The organism is Vreelandella neptunia (assembly GCF_034479615.1).
Taxonomy (GTDB): Bacteria; Pseudomonadota; Gammaproteobacteria; order Pseudomonadales; family Halomonadaceae; genus Vreelandella; species Vreelandella neptunia.
Genome location: NZ_CP140255.1, coordinates 3763055 through 3783310 on the forward strand (window position 1 = coordinate 3763055; position 20256 = coordinate 3783310).

18 protein-coding genes and 1 pseudogene are annotated in these 20256 nt (G+C 57.3%); 2 read left to right on the forward strand and 17 right to left on the reverse strand.

Annotated features, from left to right (window positions below; translation table 11 throughout):
• Window positions 1-16 precede the first annotated feature (16 nt).
• From SR894_RS17490 to SR894_RS17545, 12 genes are all read right to left on the reverse strand, one after another.
• Window positions 17-778, reverse strand: a complete 762-nt coding sequence (locus SR894_RS17490; protein WP_133733238.1) for an ABC transporter permease — start codon at window positions 776-778, stop codon at window positions 17-19.
• The gene (locus tag SR894_RS17495) at window positions 775-1710 is read right to left on the reverse strand and encodes an ABC transporter ATP-binding protein (RefSeq protein ID WP_133733239.1); all 936 of its coding nucleotides are present in this window, start codon (window positions 1708-1710) and stop codon (window positions 775-777) included. Before SR894_RS17495 ends, SR894_RS17490 begins: the two co-directional genes overlap by 4 nt.
• An 83-nt stretch (window positions 1711-1793) precedes the next feature.
• Window positions 1794-2096, reverse strand: a complete 303-nt coding sequence (locus SR894_RS17500; RefSeq protein WP_422822663.1) for a peptidylprolyl isomerase — start codon at window positions 2094-2096, stop codon at window positions 1794-1796.
• A 54-nt stretch (window positions 2097-2150) separates the two neighbouring features.
• Window positions 2151-3251, reverse strand: a complete 1101-nt coding sequence (locus tag SR894_RS17505) for a serine hydrolase (RefSeq protein ID WP_223288709.1) — start codon at window positions 3249-3251, stop codon at window positions 2151-2153.
• Between the two features lie 56 nt (window positions 3252-3307).
• The gene (locus SR894_RS17510) at window positions 3308-4432 is read right to left on the reverse strand and encodes a heparan-alpha-glucosaminide N-acetyltransferase domain-containing protein (protein WP_223288678.1); all 1125 of its coding nucleotides are present in this window, start codon (window positions 4430-4432) and stop codon (window positions 3308-3310) included.
• Between the two features lie 188 nt (window positions 4433-4620).
• Entirely contained in the window at window positions 4621-4914 is a 294-nt protein-coding gene (locus SR894_RS17515; protein WP_166650429.1) for a hypothetical protein, read from the reverse strand.
• Window positions 4915-5245: 331 nt separating this feature from the next.
• Complete coding sequence (locus SR894_RS17520; protein WP_223288677.1) at window positions 5246-6016, reverse strand: SDR family NAD(P)-dependent oxidoreductase; 771 nt, start codon at window positions 6014-6016, stop codon at window positions 5246-5248.
• Between the two features lie 43 nt (window positions 6017-6059).
• Complete coding sequence (locus SR894_RS17525; RefSeq protein ID WP_223288676.1) at window positions 6060-7223, reverse strand: Gfo/Idh/MocA family protein; 1164 nt, start codon at window positions 7221-7223, stop codon at window positions 6060-6062.
• A gap of 44 nt (window positions 7224-7267) precedes the next feature.
• Window positions 7268-8320 carry a sugar phosphate isomerase/epimerase family protein gene (locus SR894_RS17530; RefSeq protein ID WP_223288675.1) on the reverse strand — a complete coding sequence of 351 codons (1053 nt, stop codon included), beginning with the start codon at window positions 8318-8320 and terminating at the stop codon, window positions 7268-7270.
• A gap of 102 nt (window positions 8321-8422) precedes the next feature.
• On the reverse strand, window positions 8423-9376 hold the full coding sequence (locus SR894_RS17535) for an ABC transporter substrate-binding protein (RefSeq protein ID WP_223288674.1): 954 nt from the start codon (window positions 9374-9376) through the stop codon (window positions 8423-8425).
• 127 nt (window positions 9377-9503) lie between these two features.
• Window positions 9504-10529, reverse strand: coding sequence for an ABC transporter permease (locus SR894_RS17540; protein ID WP_227405837.1), 1026 nt, complete (start codon window positions 10527-10529; stop codon window positions 9504-9506).
• Window positions 10522-12033, reverse strand: a complete 1512-nt coding sequence (locus SR894_RS17545; protein ID WP_223288673.1) for a sugar ABC transporter ATP-binding protein — start codon at window positions 12031-12033, stop codon at window positions 10522-10524. The genes SR894_RS17540 and SR894_RS17545 overlap by 8 nt, the downstream gene beginning before the upstream one ends.
• 212 nt (window positions 12034-12245) lie before the next feature.
• On the opposite strand from SR894_RS17545, the pseudogene SR894_RS17550 reads away from it, so the two are divergent.
• Window positions 12246-13358, forward strand: a pseudogene (locus tag SR894_RS17550) (ROK family protein); the annotation flags it as partial.
• A 70-nt stretch (window positions 13359-13428) separates the two neighbouring features.
• Window positions 13429-13500: a hypothetical protein gene (locus SR894_RS22985; protein WP_422822662.1), complete on the forward strand. Its 72-nt coding sequence runs from the start codon at window positions 13429-13431 to the stop codon at window positions 13498-13500.
• 14 nt (window positions 13501-13514) lie between these two features.
• Here SR894_RS22985 and SR894_RS17555 read toward each other — a convergent pair whose 3' ends face one another.
• The 5 genes from SR894_RS17555 to SR894_RS17575 form a co-directional block, all read right to left on the reverse strand.
• Complete coding sequence (locus tag SR894_RS17555; RefSeq protein ID WP_223288672.1) at window positions 13515-15260, reverse strand: IlvD/Edd family dehydratase; 1746 nt, start codon at window positions 15258-15260, stop codon at window positions 13515-13517.
• Between the two features lie 63 nt (window positions 15261-15323).
• Window positions 15324-16340 carry an L-arabinose ABC transporter permease AraH gene (gene araH / locus SR894_RS17560; protein ID WP_223288671.1) on the reverse strand — a complete coding sequence of 339 codons (1017 nt, stop codon included), beginning with the start codon at window positions 16338-16340 and terminating at the stop codon, window positions 15324-15326.
• Between the two features lie 55 nt (window positions 16341-16395).
• Entirely contained in the window at window positions 16396-17889 is a 1494-nt protein-coding gene (gene araG / locus SR894_RS17565; protein ID WP_133733730.1) for an L-arabinose ABC transporter ATP-binding protein AraG, read from the reverse strand.
• Between the two features lie 46 nt (window positions 17890-17935).
• Entirely contained in the window at window positions 17936-18931 is a 996-nt protein-coding gene (locus SR894_RS17570; protein WP_133733731.1) for an arabinose ABC transporter substrate-binding protein, read from the reverse strand.
• A gap of 106 nt (window positions 18932-19037) precedes the next feature.
• Window positions 19038-20249 (reverse strand): aldose epimerase family protein, encoded by a 1212-nt coding sequence (locus SR894_RS17575; protein ID WP_223288670.1) that lies wholly within the window; start codon window positions 20247-20249, stop codon window positions 19038-19040.
• Window positions 20250-20256: the final 7 nt, after the last annotated feature.

The window sequence follows — 20256 nt, forward strand, 5'->3', positions numbered from 1 at the left end:
CCAGGGTTTAAAAAAATCAGGGTTTAAGGCGGTAACCGGTACGGAAAATCCAGCCAATGGCGACCAGGCAAGCCGCGAGAAAGAGGGCAATCATGCCCACACTCGCGGCAAGGCTTACATCGCTGATACCGTAAAAACTCCAGCGAAAGCCGCTCACCAGGTACACCACGGGGTTAGCCAACGTGATGGTTTGCCAGAACGGCGGCAGCATATCGATGGAGTAGAAGCTGCCCCCTAAAAAGGTCAGCGGGGTAATCACTAGCAGCGGCACCAGCTGTAGCCGGTCAAAGCCATCGGCCCAGATGCCGATGATAAAACCCAGCAGGCTAAAGGTGACGGCGGTTAGCACCAGGAAGGTCAGCATCCAGAACGGGTGGGCTATTTCCAGCGGTACAAACAAGCCCGAGGTAGCCAAAATAATCAGCCCCAGCAGAATCGATTTCGAAGCCGCCGCTCCCACGTAGCCGATCACAATCTCTAAATGCGAGATAGGCGCCGACAGCAGCTCGTAAATACTGCCGGAAAACTTGGGGAAGAAAATGCCGAAAGAGGCGTTTGAGACGCTCTGGGTGAGCAACATCAGCATAATCAGACCCGGCACAATAAAGGCGCCGTAGCTAACCCCGTTGACCTCACTGATTCGCGAGCCAATCGCGGCACCAAAGACGACGAAGTAAAGCGACGTGGAGATGACCGGCGAGACAATACTTTGCAGTAGCGTGCGGCGCGTGCGCGCCATTTCCGCCATATAGATAGCGCGAACGGGATGCAGGTTCATGCTCGCTCCTTAACCAAATCAACAAAAATATCTTCAAGCGAGCTTTGCCGAGTATTCAGATCTTTAAAGGTGACGCCCTCTCGCTCAAGTGCGGTCAATAGCTCCGAAATCGCGTGACCGTCCTCTTCCTGGCTACCGTCGTAGGTATAGATCAGCTCATGCCCTTCAGCGGCCAGGCTTAGCTCAAAGCGCTGCAGGTTTGCAGGTATCTCTGTCAGCGGGCTGTGCAGGTTCAGGGTTAGCTGTTTGCTGCCCAGTTTGCTCATTAACGCCGCTTTTCCTTCCACCAGCACCAGCTCACCGCGATTGATAACGCCGATGCGGTCGGCCATCTCTTCGGCTTCTTCGATGTAGTGGGTGGTTAAAATAATCGTCACGCCGTTATCGCGTAGCTGGCGCACGACTTCCCACATATCCCGGCGCAGTTCAACGTCGACCCCTGCGGTGGGCTCATCCAGAAACAGTATGCGCGGCTCGTGGGAGAGCGCTTTGGCGATTAGCACACGGCGCTTCATGCCACCCGAGAGTGTCATCAAGCGGTTGTTGCGCTTATCCCAAAGCGCCAGCGACTTGAGCACTTTTTCGATATGCGCAGGATTGGGCGCTTTGCCAAACAGACCACGGCTGAAACTGACGGTGTTCCAGACGGTTTCAAACGCTTCGTTGGTCAACTCTTGGGGTACTAGCCCAATACGCTCACGGGCTTGACGGTAGTGGGTAATATTATCGAAACCGTCTACCAACACATGACCCGCGGTGGGATTAACCAATCCGCAAACCACACTAATCAGCGTGGTTTTACCCGCCCCATTGGGGCCAAGCAGAGCAAATATCTCGCCGCGCTGGATAGTTAAATCGATATGGGTCAACGCCTGAAAGCCACCCTCGTAGGTTTTGTTCAGGCCGTTAATCGTAATAATCGGGTCGTTCAAGGCGTACTCCTCACGTTGCGGTCGAATGACCGCAACGCTTGACGGCCTTTTAGGCGCAATTAAGAGCGTTTGGTTAGGAAAAGTTAAGTGCGTTCGGTAATTTCCAACAGATGGTAACCAAACTGGGTGTTCACCGGGCCGTGTACCTGACCTACTTCGTCGTTGAAGACAACCTTATCGAACTCGGGCACCATCTGGCCGGGGCCAAAACTACCGAGATCGCCACCTTGACGACTAGAGGGGCAACTGGAGTGCTCTTTAGCGACTTCGGCAAAGTCGCGGCCATTTTGAATTTCTTCTTTGAGTGCTAGGCACTGCTCTTCACTGCTGACCAAAATGTGGCGGGCGCTGGCGCGTGTCATAAATTTCTCCTGACTGAGTTTGATGTTCTTTCTGTAATTTTCTTTCTGGGGTGTCACTTTTAAAAGGGCAATAGTTTATCACGGCTTGCCGAGAGCACCGCTATAGCGCAACGCTTCACCTACGCGAGTCAAGGCTCGTTCGTGGGCACTCACCGCCGCAGGGCCGCGAGTACAACTGACAATCACCCACGGCCCTTGTGTTGTACTATCGGCATTATCACGCTCGGCAATCCCTGCATCGCAGCTACGCCGCTGCTGAGTACCGGTTTTATGGGCGAAGCTTATGCTGCTTCCAAGGCCCGCCTTAAGACGCTGTTTACCGGAACGGGTTCGCAGCATCAGCGCCAACAGTGTTTGCCGCTGCTCGTCATTTACATCTTCCATGGCACCTGCTTGTCGAGCAGGGTGCAGGCTGGCAAGCAGGTCGCCAAAGGCGCTTAGGGTGCCCACGTTTTCACCGGTGGCTTCGTAAGCATCAAACGCATGGTCGTAATCAGGCTGGGCGAAAGTATCAGTGCTAACGCCTAACACGCGCGCTAACGCCTGCCCGCGCTGGCTCACCGAGTGCTGTCGCAGGGCGATAAAATCCATTCCGCCAAGTTCTCGTGCGTCAGGGTGGAGTTCACCGTAAACGCCTTGGCGCACGCCGACCAGTTTAGAGATAGGGCCCATCTCATCGGGGTTACCGCCGCTTGCGGCGATCATCGCACGGGCGCGTGCGTTAACTGCCGCCAGCCCCACGCGGTCAATCAGCATATCGGTGGCGGTGTTATCGCTGACGGTAATCATCTGCTCCATCAAGTAACGAATGGAGATAGGCGTGCCGGGGTCGTGCCAATTAGTAGGCCCCGCGCCATCGACAAAGTCACTGCGCGCCAGCGTTAACCGATCATCCAGTGTTAGCGTGCCCGCCTGACGCTCTGCGAGTACCTGTGCCGCCACCGGTATTTTAATCAGCGAGGCTAAATACCAAGGGTCATGGGCACGCCATGAAAACGCTTCGCCACTGGCGAGGTTTTGTACATAAACGCCCAGTTGACCCTCAAAGACACCTTCAATGGCCTTCAAGCGAGCGGTTAAATCACCCTGCCAAGCGCTCTTTTTATCGACCTCATAGTACCAATTTGTATTATACCCATCTGCGTAAATCGGGAGCGCAACCAGCAGCGCTACTGCCATTAGTCCACGTTGTATCCAGTGTCGCAATTGGTCACTCCAGCAGTTATTGATTGCTTTTAACGATGGTTCGCCATCCAGCGGGTCACCCAAATCCACGCCGCGGCGCCAAGTATCAACAGGCCACCTACGCCCAGTGCCTGTGGATAGGTGTACATCCCCTCGCCTTCCCACAAAAAGCGCAGCACTAAGAAAACCATCACAATATGGAAAATAAACGCTTTAAGGGCATCTGAACCGACCATCGTCAGCGGCAAAAGTGCCTTCGCGGCTTTGGCGCCACCGGCTAACGCAAGGGCTAACAGCATCAGCGCACCGCCCACGCTAAACAGCATAAACCCAAGCCCTGGCGGGTGTTTGCCGACATTATTGGCCACCGCTAGCATCGCCGCAGGTACATCGCCGCTGACAAATGCCAATGCATAAAACCCCGCCACCATCAGCGCACCCAGGCTTAACAGAGTGAGCACTAAGCGGCGCCGTTTGGCGGAGTCGAAGTAGCAGCGGAGCAGCGCTTCGCCGATAAGCAGCCCGACGAGAATCATCGGCGCACGGCTAATTTGCCCCCAGGTGTAGTGGTCTTCATGATCGACCAGCAGCGCCTTCAGAATATCGTTGCCGCCAAACGTAAGGCTTTGCAGCCAAATAGTCAGCGCGATTAACGCGCCAATGGTGGCAAGTCGACCCCAGAGCGGCGCCCGCGCCCATAGTGGCAACATTAGCGGCACCCAAAGCAGCGCGATGGCGTAGAAGCCTAAGATTTCGACCCAAATCGCAAAACGGCCATAGAGGAGCGCATCGACGATTTCGTTGGGCGGGTAAAAGGGCAGCATTTCGATGACCAGCAGCGCCTTATACCAAAACCATACTTCTACGGCGCGTAGCCATAACTTTAACCGACGCTTAGGCCAGTCATCGCTTTGAGTGTAGGAAAGAAACGCCACCGCCAGCGCAATGCCAAAGACCAGAATAAACAGCGAAGAAGAAAATTTGGTCAGAAAATGGATCGGCACCATGCCCCAATCAGGCACGTTGCGAATACCCACTAATCCGCTGACCGCGTGGCTAATAATCATCAAGCCGATGGCGATACCACGGGCCAGGTCAATCGCCGCTATGCGGCCCTCGGCCTTGGGCAGTTGGGGCTTTTCTGCCCATTTGAGGGGCGACCAGTTCAGCGGCATTGGGACATCCTTGTGGGTAGCGTCGTCAAATTATTAAGCTCGCCGGTGCTTAACACCTTAGCGCGAAATTATATCGTGCGCTTTGGTTGATGCTGTTAACGGCCACACACAAAGATGCCCCGCAGTGGGCGGGGCATCCATCGACTCATCCTTGAGCCCGAGAAAAGTTATTCCTTAAAGATTGCAAATTACCAGCCGGAATCATCCTCCTCTTCATCGGTGGCGGGTACTTCTTGCTCCTCTTCCTCTTCTTCGTAAGTGAATTCTTGCTCTTCCTCTTCGTACTCAGTACCTACATCCGAACCTTTATCTTGCTCAGTGTCGTAACTGTTGTAGGTGCCTGGATCATCCTGCGTCGTTTCTTCCTGTGGGGTCGGTTCGTACTCGTCGCTGCTGTCGACTTGAGCAAACGCAAGCGGGCTGGCCAACAGGCCAAATGATACACCTAGGATGCCAAGTTTCTTGAGAGATTCCGTCTTCATCATGATACTGCTCCTATCAAACGTTGCTACTTAACATCGGTGCGAGCATCGCACTGAGTTTAATGGGTAAGAGCGTCAGGTCGTCCTACCTGTTCCACTCTTACCGACTGCATTGCAGTGCCCATGCCAGCCTGTGCCAATCGTTAACAAAAAGCATTGTTAAACAATTGCTTATATATCTCAAACACACAACAACCTTTTGATTTTATTAACAAAAACTAGCCATCTGCTGTTTAAAATAGGCACATGCCCCCCAATGAATCAGGCCATCATGGCAATAAAGGAAGGTTTTTAGAGCTGATGCCCTACCAACGATCATTACCTTTCGTGCCTACCCCCAGCCAGCATCAACCGCCAACTCCTGGCCGCTGATGGCTAGGCTTTCGTCGCTGGCTAGAAACAGTACTGCAGGGGCGATATGCTCAGGCTCAAGCCTTAATTTGAGGCACTGGCGGGTTTGAATGGCGGCTTCATCGTCGGGGCCAATCCACTTTTCAAGCTGCCGCTGGGTCATGACCGCCCCCGGCACCAGGGTATTTACGCGAATATTGTGCTCGCCCATATCGCGCGCCAGGCTACGGGTTAAGCCATGCACCGCCGCCTTGGCGGTGACGTAGGCGGGCAAGCCGCCCAGCGCCATCTGCACGCTGACCGAGCCGAAGTTAATAATCGAGCCGCCGCCTGCCTGAATCATCTGTTCAGCCGCCGCCTGGGCGGCAAAAAACATTGGCCGCAGGTTGAGCGACATGCGCTCATCCCAATAGGCAACATCGACATCCTGCCAGCGATGACGATCATCGCTGGCGGCATTGTTCACCAGGGTATGAATCAGCCCGACGTTTTGGCCGGTATCGGCGATAACTTTTTGCAGGCTCTCCACATCGCGAATATCACAGTGGTGGTAGAGCGGTGGTTCACAAGCCTTGACACTCAGCTCGGCGACCAACGATTCGCTTGCTTCGTCGTCAATATCGACAAATACCACCCGCGCGCCCTGGTGATGAAAGGCACGGGTAAGCGAAGCGCCAATGCCGCTCCCGCCGCCGGTAATAAAGACCACACGCTGCTCAAGGCACCCATAACGCGCTAAGTGCTGGTTCATAGCGGCTCTCTCTTAATGTTGTTGTTATCTCAGGCGGCCGTCTTCACATATCCACCCACTGCCCACCGGCGGCGGACGAGGCCAGCGCGCGGGTAATAAAGATCAAGCCATCGACACCGTCGGCTACCCCCGGTGTTTGCATCGCCAGCGCTTCGGCGGGTTCACCCCGTTGATGGGCGTGAATTTGCACGGCGAAATCGCGATAGAGCTGGGCAAAGGCTTCGAGATAGCCTTCCGGGTGCCCGGGTGGGATGCGCGCAGCCACCATGGCGGCTTCGCCCAGGCCAGGGCCGTTGCGGGTCAAGATCCGCGGGGGTTCTCCCTGCGGTGAATGCACTAGCTGGTTGGGCGTTTCCTGGCGCCACTCAAGGCCACCTTTACTGCCATAAACGCGTAGCTGCAGGCCGTTTTCGTTGCCCGGCGCGACCTGGCTCGACCACAGCATGCCCCGCGCGCCGCCCTTGAAGCGCAGCAGCATATGCACGTTGTCATCCAGCGCGCGTCCTTCCACAAAGGTGTGCATATCGGCAGCGAGGGATTCGAGCTCCAAACCGGTCACGTAGCGCGCCAGGTGGTAGGCGTGAGTGCCTATATCGCCCAAACAGCCCGCCGGGCCACTGCGCTTGGGGTCGGTGCGCCACTCGGCTTGCTTGACACCGCTCTCTTCCAGGCGGGTGGATAGCCAGTCTTGCGGGTACTCCACCTGCACGACGCGAAGATCACCCAGCTCACCACTGGCCACCATCTCTCGCGCCTGGCGAACCAGCGAGTAGCCGGAGTAGTTATGGGTCAAGCCGAAGAACAGCCCCGTCCGTTCCACCAGCTCGGAGAGGGTTTGCGCCTCTTCCAGGGTGATGGTCATCGGCTTATCGCAGATGACGTGAAAGCCCGCCTCAATAAAGGTGCGCGCCACGTCGAAGTGCACATGGTTGGGGGTCACAACGGCGACCACGTCGATACCATCCGAGCGGTTGCGCTCAGCTTCGGCCATGGTTTGGTAGTCGGGGTAGGCGCGGTCGGCGTCAACGTGGAGCTCCGCGGCGGCGGCCCGACTGCGCTCGGGGTCAGACGCAAAGGCCCCGGCGACCAGCTCGTAGTGGTCATCCAGCCTTGCGGCGATGCGGTGTACCCCGCCAATGAACGCCCCCTGGCCGCCGCCGACCATGCCAAGGCGGAGCCGACGCGGCGTGTCGTGTTGATTGCTCATGTCGTATAGCCCTTCCCTTTGGTTAAATTAATTGAGGCTCGTTATTAAAGACCGAGGATGCGGCGATTGGCGGCTTGGTCGGAGCCGCTGTCAGCGAAGTCATCAAAGGCCCGCTCGGTTACCTCAATAATGTGATCGCGGATAAAGGTCGCGCCTTCACGGGCGCCGACTTCCGGGTGCTTCAAGCAGCACTCCCACTCCAGCACCGCCCAGCCGTGATAGTCGTTGGCCGCCATCCACGAGAAGATCGACTTGAAGTCGATCTGGCCGTCACCCAGGGAGCGGAAGCGGCCCGCGCGCTCCGTCCAGGACTGATAGCCGGAGTAAACGCCCTGCTTGGGGCTGGGGTTAAACTCGGCGTCCTTAACGTGAAACATCTGAATGTGGTCGCGATAGACGTCCAGAAAGCCGCGGTAATCGAGCTGTTGCAGAATCAGGTGGCTGGGGTCGTAAAGAATGTGGCAGCGCGGATGATTGCCGACTCGCTCAAGGAACATCTCAAAAGTGATGCCGTCATGCAGGTCTTCGCCGGGATGAATCTCGTAGCAGAGGTTCACGCCCGCTTCGTCAAACGCATCCAGAATCGGCCGCCAGCGATTCGCCAGCTCGTCGAACGCTGCCTCGACCAACCCCGCTGGGCGCTGGGGCCAGGGGTAGATGAACGGCCATGCCAGCGACCCGGAGAATGTGCCGTGGTCGGTGAGGCCTAGGTTTTGCGATGCCTTGGCGGCCAGCTTGAGCTGATCAACCGCCCAGGCCTGGCGCGCCTTGGGATTACCGCGCACTTCGGGCACCGCGAAGCCGTCTAACATCTCGTCGTAAACGGGATGCACGGCGACCAACTGGCCCTGAAGATGGGTGGAGAGTTCGGTGAGCGTCAGGCCGTGCTCGGACAGGGTGCCTTTTACCTCATCGCAGTAGGTGCGGCTCTCGGCGGCGCGTTTGAGATCGATCATGCGTGCATCCCAACTGGGAATCTGCACGCCCTTATAACCCAGCCCCGCCGCCCAGGCAGCAATGCTGTCGAGGCTATTAAAAGGGGCGTCATCACCGGCGAACTGGGCGAGAAAGAGCGCTGGCCCTTTGATTGTTTTCATAGGACTCTCTCAATATCGTTTGGATAAAGTGCTTGGGTAGGCGCGGGAAGGAGAGGTGTGTTTTTACCCGCGCCTATTAATCACTACGCAATCAATACGCGATCAGAACGGCGAGTCGGGGAAGTAGTACTGCTCGGCGTTCTCCTCGGTGATCAGCGGCGAGCCCAGAATGTACTCGCCCAATACCGGGCCATTGGAGACAAAGTGCTGCACGGTGAGATCCATGGCCGTGGCGATCATGGCGGGCGGATAGAGCACGTCCACCGGCACCAGCTCGTCACCTTCCATGACCCGCTTGATGATGTCCTTCATGCCCGCGCCACCAACGATAAATAGCTCGTCTTCACGATCCGCCTGACGCACGGCTTCAATGACGCCGAGGGCAATATCGTCATCCTGGGCCCAGACGGCGTCGATGTTATCGAAGCGCGACAGGTAGTCCTGCATGACTTCAAAGCCATCGTCGCGATTCCAGTTGGCGTGCTGCATATCGAGAATATTGACGTCGGAACCTTCGATTGCTTCCTGGAAACCTTCCACCCGCTCATCGTCGATCACGGTGGGAATGCCGCGCAGCACAACAATGTCGCCTTCGCCATCCAGGCGCTCGCGGATGTACTCGCCGGACACGCGGCCTAACTCGTGGTTATTGCCCGCCACGTAGAGGTCTTCGATGCCCTCTTGATTGAGCCCGCGATCCACCACGGTCACAAACACGCCCGAATCCTTGACGCGCCGTACCGGATCGGTCAGCGGGCCGGATTCAAACGGCAGCACCACCAGCGCGTCGATGTTGCGCAGCGACACCAAGTCTTCGAGATCATTGGCCTGCTCACCCGCCGTGCCCGCTGTAGAGATAGTGATCTCAATATCGGGATAGAGCTCCTCAAGGCGTTTTTTGGCTTCTTCGGCATGGTAGTTAACGCCCCCCGTCCAACCATGGGTGGCGGCAGGAATGGATACGCCGATGGTATATTCCTGGGCAACGGCGGCGCCGGAAAGGCCTATTGCTGCGGCAGTGACGCAGGCCGCCACGGCTGTTTTGATGATTCGCATAGTGGTGCTCCTTTCATGTTTGTAATTGTTTTGCTGTTTTTACTGGCTGTTTTCACTTGCTGTGTTGCGAGCTGCTAAGGGTTGATGTTGCGGACGTTCTCCCAGTTTTTACATTTGCTGCAGTGCCTTAAGGCGCTGATTTTCTCCACGATGCACGCTGCAAGTAGACCGCCACAATGATGATGATCCCCTGCACCGTACCGTTGAGATAGTTGGAAATGGCGTCGGTCAAATTGAGAATATTGCCGATCATGGTGAGCATGATGGCCCCCACCACCGTGCCCCAGATGCGTCCATGCCCACCCTTGAGCATGGTGCCGCCGATGATCACCGCGGCAATTGCCTCCAGCTCCCAAAGCACCCCGGTAGCACCCGATGCCGAGCCCAGCCTGGGCACATAGATAATCGTCGCCAAGGCCACGCACACGCCCTGCAGCATGTAGGTCATGGTTTTGATGCGGTCAACGTGGATGGCGCTGTATTCGGCGACTTTTTCGTTGGAGCCGATGGCAAAGCAGTAGCGCCCGAAGCGGGTATAGTTGAGCAGGATATAGCCAATAATCGCGACTGCCAGAAACACCCAAACCGGAATGGTGATGCCCAGGAAGCTGCCGTAATACACTGGCCGGTAGATATCGCGCACTGCCCAGTCCAGGGTGAGGGTGCCGCCATCAGCAAGGTACGTCACCAGTGAGCGGTAAATCCCCATGGTGCCAAGGGTGACGATAAACGCCTCGATCTTGCCTTTGGTGGTCACCATGCCGTTGATAAAACCCGCGCACAGCCCCAGCAGCAGCGAGGCGCCCACGCCCAGTAGCACGGTGGTCAGCCCGGCGCCAAACTGCTCGACGAGGCTGTTCATCAGGATGATCATCACCCCGGCAATAAAGGCCGCCATCGCCCCTACCGAAAGATCCAACCCACCGGCGGTAATCACGAAGGTGGCGCCGATGGCGATAATGCCGATAAAAGCACTGCGGGTGAGCATGTTCGAGAGATTATCCAGCCCCAAAAACGCCGGATTGATCAACACGCCCAGTAGCGCCAGAGCCACCAGCGCCACAAAAGGCCCCCAGGTTTTCAGGTCTATGGCGAAGCCTTTCTGCTTGGTCATTTTGTTAGCTGCTTTGTCAGTTGTTTTGTTATTAGCCATAACGCTGCTCATCGATCCCGGCTCCCTTGATACCCGATGCGTACTGCATGATTTCGTGTTCGTTAATTTGCTCGCCTTCAAGCACCCCGGTGAGTACCCCGGCGCACATTACCGCTACCCGGTGGGAAAGGCCGATCAGCTCACCCATCTCTGAGGAGATCAATATCACCGAGCAGCCCGCCTCGGTTAATTCATGGATAAAGTGATAAACCTGGTGCTTGGTGCCCACGTCGATGCCCCGGGTCGGCTCGTTGATAATTACGATTTCAGGGTCAATGGACATCACTTTGGCGAGCAGCAGCTTCTGCTGGTTACCGCCGGAGAGTTCGGCAGCGGTGCGCGCCGCCGTACGCAGGCGGATATCAAAACGCTGGATAGCCTGTTGAAAGGCCTGCTCTTCACGGCGGCGGTCAATAAGCGGGTGACAGTGAGCGCGTAAATTGAGCAGCGTAACGTTGGAGCGCAAGTCCATATTGAGCACCAGGCCTTTTCCCTTGCGATCCTCGGTGAGATAGGCGATTCGCTGATGCACCGCATCGCGCAGGTGGCGCAGCACCACTGGCTGGCCGTTGCGCAGCACTTGACCGGCGCTTTTACCGCGTAGCCCCAGCATGGCTTCAAGCAGCGCGGTGCGGCCAGCGCCCACGATGCCGCCAAACCCCAACACTTCTCCTCGGCGCAGGGTAAAGCTGGCCTGTTTAACGGCACCGGGCACCACCATCTCCCTTGCTTCCAGCACCACCGGGGCATCGGAGGGGAGATGCGTACGCGGTGGGTACATTTCCGTGATTTCACGCCCCACCATCAGCCGCGCCAACTCCTCTTTGCTGCGCCCGGCCATGGAGCCGCTATCCACCAAATGGCCGTCGCGCAATACCGTCACGCGGTCGGCGATCTGCTCAATTTCAAGCAGCTTGTGGGAGATATACAGAATCGCCACGCCCCGCTTTCGCAAACGGTCAATCAATGCGAACAGCACCTTCACTTCATTTTCAGTCAGGGTCGCGGTGGGCTCATCCATAATCAGCACACGGACATCCCGGGTGATTGCCTTGGCAATTTCCACCATCTGCTGATCAGAGGTACTCAGGTCTTTCACGCGGGCGCGTGGGTCAACGTCGGTCTCAAGCTCCGCTAGCGCCTCCCGGCTTTGTTGCCGCATGGCTCGCCGATCCAGAAACATGCCGCGGCGCAGTTCGCGGCCCAGGAAGATGTTCTCCTCCACGCTGAGCTGTTCCGCTAGCGCCAGTTCCTGGTGGATCATTACCACGCCGTCGGCCTCCGCCTCACCGCTGGAGCGGTAGTGCCGTTGCCTGCCGTCTACCCATACCTCGCCGGAGGTGGGGCGAAGATAACCGGCCAGAATTTTTACCAGGGTCGATTTGCCAGCGCCGTTCTCACCCAGCAGGGCGTGCACTTCGCCCGCCTGCAAGTCGAGATCAACGTCGAATAACACTTGGTTTTCGCCAAACGAGCGGCAGAGTTTGCGCGCTGATAACAGCATGGGGCCACCTGATGAAGTCTGTTGTTATTGTGTTGGGGGCTTATCAACATCGATTGCTTTAGACTGACGCTTGATTTACTTTAGGTGCTAAAATAAATATCTGCATATGCAACTTAGGTCGTATTTTGGCATTTGCGCTCAACCCCCACGATGAGAGCGCTCAGCAAAGTGCAGCACTGCTTTTTTTCAACACGCACTATAACGGCGACCCTATGGCCCTACCGTCGACTGATACCAGCCGCCTCGATAACACTCTGGCGGTGATCCGTACTCTGCGTGACCAAGGATCGGTGGCACGCATCGACCTGGGCGCACTCAATGGCATTAGCTCTGCCACCGTCACCTCGATCAGCGCCGAACTACTCCAGCAGGGATTGATCTGTGAGCGGCCGCCCGAAACACCCCGCCCCACCGGGCGTGGCCGACCAAAAACCTTGATTGAACTCGACCCTAATGCCGCCTGCGTGGTGTGCATCAAGCTATCGATCAATGAGATCCAACTGGTGGTGGGCGATTTTTCGGGTCAGGTACGCCATAGCGAGCACCACACGGTGCCCACCCTGACGCTGAGCGCCGACGATCTGGAAGCGTTGCTGGAAGAGAAGATCAGCGCTGTTTGCGCGCAACAGCTAAAAGGGTTTCAACGCTTGGCGGGGATCTGTTTGGCCGTGCAGGGGGTGGTGTCATCGCAAAGCGGGTCGATTATCTGGTCCCCCGCTTTAAGCTTCCGGAACGCACCTATATCGGCTCGTTTAGCAGAACGTTTTCACTGCAGCGTACTGCTGGAAAACGATGCCAACTGCATCGCCAGCGTGCTAGCGGCACAGCCCGCCTATGCAGACTGCCCCAACTTGGTGGTTATTATGCTGGGCTATGGCATCGGCATGTCGGTGTTGATTAACGGCGTGCCTTATCTCGGCGCCACTGGCTCGGCGGCTGAGTTTGGGCATAGCAAATACCAGCCCGATGGCGCCCTATGCGCCTGCGGGCGACGGGGCTGCATTGAAGCTTATGCCAGCGATTACGCGCTCTATCGCGAAGCCGTTCGCCATTTGGCGCTGTTTAATAGCGACACCGCGTACCCTTCAGAACAGCAAATGCAGGCCCTCACGCAAATGGCACTGCAAGGCGACCCGTTGGCACAGGGTATTTATGCAAAAGCGGGCCGCGCGCTGGGGCATGGTATCGCCAACGTACTGGCGCTTTTCAATCCCGATCTAGTGCTGATTACCGGCTCTGGCGTGCGAGGCTTTGAAGCCATGCAAGCCGCCATGCATAGCGCCATTGACGAAGCGCTCGTTACAGAGCTGATTGGCACCACCCGCATCGAGAGCTGCGCCTGGGATCGCGACATGACCTGCATGGGCGGCATCGCACTGGCGCTACACGCCACCGATGCCCAGACGCTGCTGGATAGTCAAACCGCGAGGGAGGCTTAACCAGATTGGGAGTGTTGTAATACGTTAGCGACGGGAGAGCGGCTAATGCGAGTGACGCGGCACGACGGAACCCCGACAGCCGACCAGGAAGTCAAAGTCGCAGCCTTCATCCGCCTGGAGCACCCGCTCGATATACAGCTGGCGATAGCCGCCCTGGCTGGCGATCAGCGTCGAGGCGGCGGTGGGGTCGCTTTCGGCCAGGCGCGAGGCCAGCTCTTCATCGCTGATCTCCAGATGCAGGCCGCCGCTGGCGCAGTCGAGTTCGATCCAGTCGCCGTTGCGTACCGCCGCTAGCGGGCCACCGGCGGCGGCTTCGGGCGCTACGTGCAGCACTACGGTGCCGTAGGCGGTGCCGCTCATACGGGCATCCGAAATACGCACCATGTCGGTAATCCCCTGGGCGAGGATCTTAGGCGGCAGGCCCATGTTGCCTACCTCCGCCATGCCGTGATAACCGCGGGGACCGCAGTGTTTCATGACCAGGATGTCGTTGGCTTCCACGTCCAAATCCGGGTCGTTGATGCGTGCTTTGTAATCGTCGAAGTCTTCAAATACCACTGCGCGACCGCGATGCTGCATCAGCTCGGCGGTCGCCGCCGAGGGCTTGAGCACCGCACCGTTGGGGGCCAGATTGCCGCGCACCACGCATATACCACCGTCTGCGGTGAGGGGGTTGTCCAGCGGACGAATGACTTCATCGTTGTACAGTGGGGCGTCCTGAACGTTCTCCCAAAGTGTTTTGCCGTTGACGGTGAGTGCGTCCTTGAAGGGCAGCCGGTCGGCTTCACCCAGGCGCCTGAGTACCGCCGGTAGGCCTCCAGCGTAGTAGAACTCTTCCATCAAAAAGCGCCCGGAGGGCTGCAGGTCGACCACCGTGGGGGTGCCGCGCCCGACGCGGCTCCAGTCGTCCAGGGTGAGGTCGACGCCGATACGCCCAGCAATGGCCTTGAGGTGAATCACCGCGTTGGTGGAGCCGCCAATCGCCGCGTTGGTGCGAATGGCGTTATCGAAGGCTTCCTTGGTGAGGATCTTGGACAGCCGCAGGTCTTCGTTGACCATCTCGACAATGCGGTTACCCGATAAATGGGCCAGCACGTAGCGGCGGGAGTCCACCGCGGGAATCGCCGCATTGTGGGGCAGCGAGGTACCCAGCGATTCAGCCATACAGGCCATGGTGGAGGCGGTGCCCATGGTGTTGCAGGTACCGGCGGAGCGGGACATGCCTGCCTCGGCGGCCATAAAGTCGTGCAGCGAAATCTCACCCGCTTTGACCTGCTCGGAGAGCTTCCACACCACGGTGCCGGAGCCAATATCCTTGCCCTTGTGCTTGCCGTTGAGCATCGGCCCGCCAGTGACCACGATGGTGGGAATATCGCAGCTTGCCGCGCCCATCAGCAGCGCCGGGGTGGTTTTATCGCAGCCCACCAGCAGTACCACGCCATCCATGGGGTTGCCGCGAATGGCTTCTTCCACGTCCATGCTGGCCAGGTTGCGTGTGAACATGGCCGTGGGACGCAGGTTGGATTCGCCGTTGGAAAACACCGGAAACTCCACCGGATAGCCGCCCGCCTCCAGGATGCCCTGCTTCACGTGTTCCGCCAATTTGCGGAAGTGGGCGTTGCAGGGCGTCAGCTCCGACCAGGTGTTGCAGATACCGATAATCGGCTTGCCCTGGAACTCATGGTCGGGAATGCCCTGGTTTTTCATCCAACTGCGGTACATAAAACCGTTCTTATCGGCGGTGCCGAACCATTGGGCGGAGCGTAGGGGCGGCTTGCGATCAGACATGGGAATCTCTCCGGAAAAAATCGGTGAAAAAGTTCATGATAAAAAAGGCATCGATATGTGGCGTTAGGCCCGCTGACGACGAGTGTGTTTCCAGCGGTCAAACATCACGGCCAGCAGTAGAATTCCACCGCGTACTAGGTACTGGTAAAACGTCGGCACGTTGAGCAGGCCCATGGCATTCTGCACACAGCCCATGATCAGCACCCCGACCACAACGCCGGTGATGGTCGCCACACCGCCCGACAGCGCAACCCCGCCCAGTACACAGGCGGAAATTACTGCCAACTCCAGACCCATGGAGGTATTGGGGTCGCCCAGCCCCATGCGCGAAGCCAGCAGCACCCCTACGATGCCAGCCACCACACCCTGAAGACCGAAGACAATAATTTTGAGGCGGCGGACGTTGACCCCCGCCAGCGCAGCGGCCTCGGAGTTACCGCCAGTCGCCAGCACATTGCGCCCGAAGGCAGTCATATTGAGTATTACGCCAAAGATCACAAAGCAGGTCAGCATCGTCCATACCGGCAGGGTTAGACCGAGAAAGGAGGCGCTGCCCAGATCGAAGAAGCCCGGCACGGTAATCATCACGGCGTCACCACCAGAGGTGATGTAAGCCAACCCGCGCACAAACTCCATTGCCGCCAGCGTTGCGATCAGCGAGTTAATGCCGAACTTGGCAATGACCAAGCCGTTAAAGGCACCGACCGCGCCCCCAGCCACGATGCCCCCTATCACGCCAATAAACACGCTACCGGTGCTGGTGGTCACCGTTGCGGCGACCACCCCTGCAAAGGCCACCGTGGAGGCCACCGAAAGATCCACCTCACCCAGCGCCAATACCAACATCATGGTGGCGGCTAAACTGCCGATTAAGGTCACCGACAGCAGCAACCCGACCATATTGCGGCCGGTTAGGAAGTCAGGGATGAGCACCGCTAGCGCGATAAACAACAACAAAAAAATCGCGATCATGCCCGAGGTATCGAGCAGTGTACGTAGCGGCTTGATAAGCCCTTGGCGCCCCGCCGGGCGAGCGGGCGCTTTATGGCCATCGCTTTGGGTTACATCGTTCGTTGTCATGATTATCGTCCTGAGCGTGTTCTTTTAAGAGCGAGAGTGCTGAAAAAAAGCCGACTTAGGCGGGCAATGCCAGCCCCAACAGGCGTTCGGGGGTGGCCGATTCCCGCGGCACCACGTCCACCAGTTCCCCGTCGCGCATCACCGCGATGCGGTCACAGATGGAACTGACTTCCGCCAGGTCACTGGAAATCACCACGACGCTTTTTCCCTGTTCGGCCAGGTCGTAGAGCAGCGAGTAAATATCTCGCCGCGCGCCCACGTCGATGCCTCGGGTCGGCTCGTCCATCACGAACAGATCAATCTCTTCAGCCAGCCAACGGGCCAGAATCACCTTCTGCTGATTACCGCCCGAGAGCTTACCAATGGGCGTTCGCGGGCCCGGCGTTTTAACGCTGAGTTGCTGGATATACGACTCGGCATTACGCCGTTCACGGCCAGGGTGGCGGAACATTCCCCAGCGTTTAAAAAAGCGTCGACAGCTGATATTGAGGTTGTCGGCGACGCTTGCCACCGGGAAAATACCCTGGGATTTACGATCCTCCGGGCACATGGCAATCCCTGCACGAATGGCATCTTGAGGGCTTTTAAACCGTCGCACCTCACCATTGAATTGCACGCTACCCGCTTTGGGAGACTCGACCCCGCAGACCAGCCGCAGCAACTCGCTGCGTCCGGCGCCGACTAGACCAAACAACCCAAATACTTCACCGCGCTTAACGGAGAAACTTACCGGTGCCTTAAGGCCACGCCCCTGAATGCCCTCGACGTTCAATATCACGTCGCCATGCTCGCGAGGGCGATAGCCGTAAACATCGTTGATATCCCGGCCCACCATCTCACTCACTAGGAGGTCGTGATTCAGAGCCGACATATCCTCGTGGGTGCGAATATGCTGACCATCGCGGAAGATCGTCACCGCATCGCACATGTCAAACACCTCTTCCATACGGTGCGTCACGTAGAGCACCACCCTACCCTCGTCACGCAGCCGTTTGACGATGCGCTTTAGCTGGCGAGTCTCTTGAATGGAAAGGCTGCTGGTAGGTTCATCAAAGGCGATAATCTTGGCGTCGCGCAGCAGTGCACGACCAATCTCAATCATCTGCTGTTGGCCGATCGAGAGATCGCGCACCTTGGTCGAGGGGTGGATATTCCCCTCACCAAGGTCGGCCAGAATCGCCAGCGCTTTTTCGCGCAACTGGCGACGGTTAACAAAGCCCCGCCGCGTAGGCAGTTGGCCCAGCAGCAGGTTCTCGGCCACCGACATATTGGGCGAGAGCGTCAGCTCCTGGTAGATAATGGCAATCCCTTCCCGCAGCGCTTCACGGGCGTTACTGAACACGTGGCGCTGGCCGTTGATCCACAACGCCCCTTCCGCCACGCGGTTAACACCACTCAGCACCTTGAGCAGGGTTGATTTACCCGCGCCGTTCTCGCCCATTAGCGCATGCACTTGGCCGGTGTGAGCCGCGAAGCTCACACCATCCAGCGCCCGCACGCCAGGGAAGACGACGCTAATCGCGTCGAAACGTAGATAAGCATCAGACATGCTTCAATTACTCCCGCGGTCACTTATCGTTACAGACGCCGTTTTCTTATAGACCCAGGTCTTCGCGCACTTCCTGCCAGTTCTCACGCGTCATCAACACGCCTGAGGTTTCGGTATTGGCTGGCGGTTGTTTGTCCTCGCTAATCCAGCGATAGAGATCTTCAGCGGTCTGACGTCCGTGCATAGTAGAGCTGACAGCCACGGTACCGTGAAAGCCCGTGGGGTTATCGCGTGAGAACTCCGCAAAGGCAGCACCGGAGCCGTTAATACCTACGCCGATCACATCTTCTGGTGCCAGACCGTATTGCTCGGTAGCCCGGACGCCACCCAGCACACTTTCCTCGTTAAGGGCATAGATCACCCAATGCTCATAATCGCCACGCTGCGAGAGCACCGGGGATGCGGCCGAGAAGGCGCTGGCGGTATCGCTGTTCTGCTGTGGCGCATCAAAGATATTGCCTTCAGGGAAGCCAGCGTCAAGTAGCGCAGCGGTGGCACCATCAGTACGCTCAACGGCGGTGGGTAGCTCGTTATTGGTGATGCGTAGCGCGGCCACCTCTTCAGGATTCCAGCCGCGCGCTTCTATTTCGGCGGCAATCGCATCGCCTACCTGCTGACCAATCTTATAACCGGACATGCCCAGGTGCGGTACGCCTTCCATCGGTTCGCCGCTCGAGTTAACGAACTGATCATCTACGGTGACTACTTTCATATCGTACTGGTTAGCACGGTTCATGATGGCGGGCCCCAGACGCACGTCCGGCGGACAGATTACAAAGCCTTCAGCACCCTGGGCATAGAGGTTATCAATGGCGGTGAGCACTTCCTGGCCATCTTCGCCGCTTAGGCGTACCACGTCGAAACCAAGCTCTTCGCCGACTGCCGTCGCGGCCTGTTGTTCGTTAATAAACCATGCCTGCTCTGGTTTTTTAACGATAAAGCCAATCTTCACCTCGTCTTCCTGTGCCTGTACTGACCCCAGCGAGGCCAGCATGATGGCGCTGCCGAGAGCTAAACGAGTAAATGTTTTGGTTAGTTGCATGGTCTTACTCCTACTTTTATTGATTATTTTTGCGTCGCTGTGAATGAGCTGTTTTTAATTGTGGCGATTGTTGCTTGCTCAGGTTGCTAGTAACGAACGCTGCGCGTTACTCATCAAAAGATTCCTGGGCGGAAAAACGGTATACCGTACGAGAAAGGTAAGTATCATCGGGCTCTAGGATGGTGCTGGGAAACGCATCCTGATTGGGCGAATCAGGGTAGTGCTGGGTTTCCAGGGCAAAGCCAGAACGGTGGCCGTAGGCCTTACCCTGTTTACCGGTCAGGTCGCCGTTAAGAAAGTTGCCCGAGTAAAATTGGATCGCGGGTTCGGTGGTAGTGATTTCCACCATGCGTCCGCTCTGCGGCTCCCACACCTTGGCAGCCAATACCAGTTCATCCGATGCTGCGTTATCACGGGCCAGCACAAAGTTGTGGTCATAACCGCCGCCAAAAGCGAGCTGTTCGTTGTCCTGCTCAATCCGTTCGCCGATAGGCGTCGCCTGGGTAAAGTCGAACGGCGTGCCATCTACTGCGCGAATCTCGCCGGTAGGGATCAGCGTGTCGTTAACCGGGGTAAACGCAGGGGCGTTAATCATTAGCTGATGATCGAGAATGGTGTCACTACCTTCGCCCTTTAGATTGAAATAGCTATGCTGAGTAAGGTTAATCGGGGTGGCTTTATCGGTTACCGCCCGATAATCCACCATCAGCTCATCATTATCGGTCAGCGTATAGGTAACTTCGGTCTCCAGCCTGCCAGGATAACCTTCCTCGCCATCTTCGCTGGTATAGCGCAGCACAAGCCCCGTGCCTTCATCACTCTCGAACGGCTCGGCCTCCCATAGCACTTTATCGAATCCTTGATCACCGCCGTGGAGATGATTGTTGCCATCGTTAGTGGCTAACGAATAGGTTTCCCCGTTAAGAGCGAACCGACCACCCGCAATACGGTTGCCGTAACGCCCAATGATCGCCCCGAAGTAGGGGTTAGCCTGGCGGTACTCTTCTGAGAGATATGTCTCAAGAGAGTCGAAACCCAGCGCTATGTCATCAAACTCACCCGCTAAGTTGGGGGTTTTCAGCGACAGGATGATGCCGCCGTAGTTGGTCACCCTCAGTTCGATACCATTGGCGTTGGTAAATTGATAAACATCGACCTGGCGACCATCGGGCAATTGACCAAACACCGTTACCTCCATGCCACTCTCAGCGGCTGTTTCGGTTTGTGCCTGAGCTGCATTGAACATCAATACAGCCAACCCGACGCCTAACAGTACTTTTGATCCAACGCCAGCTTTCTGGACGTATATGAGAGACATAACTTTC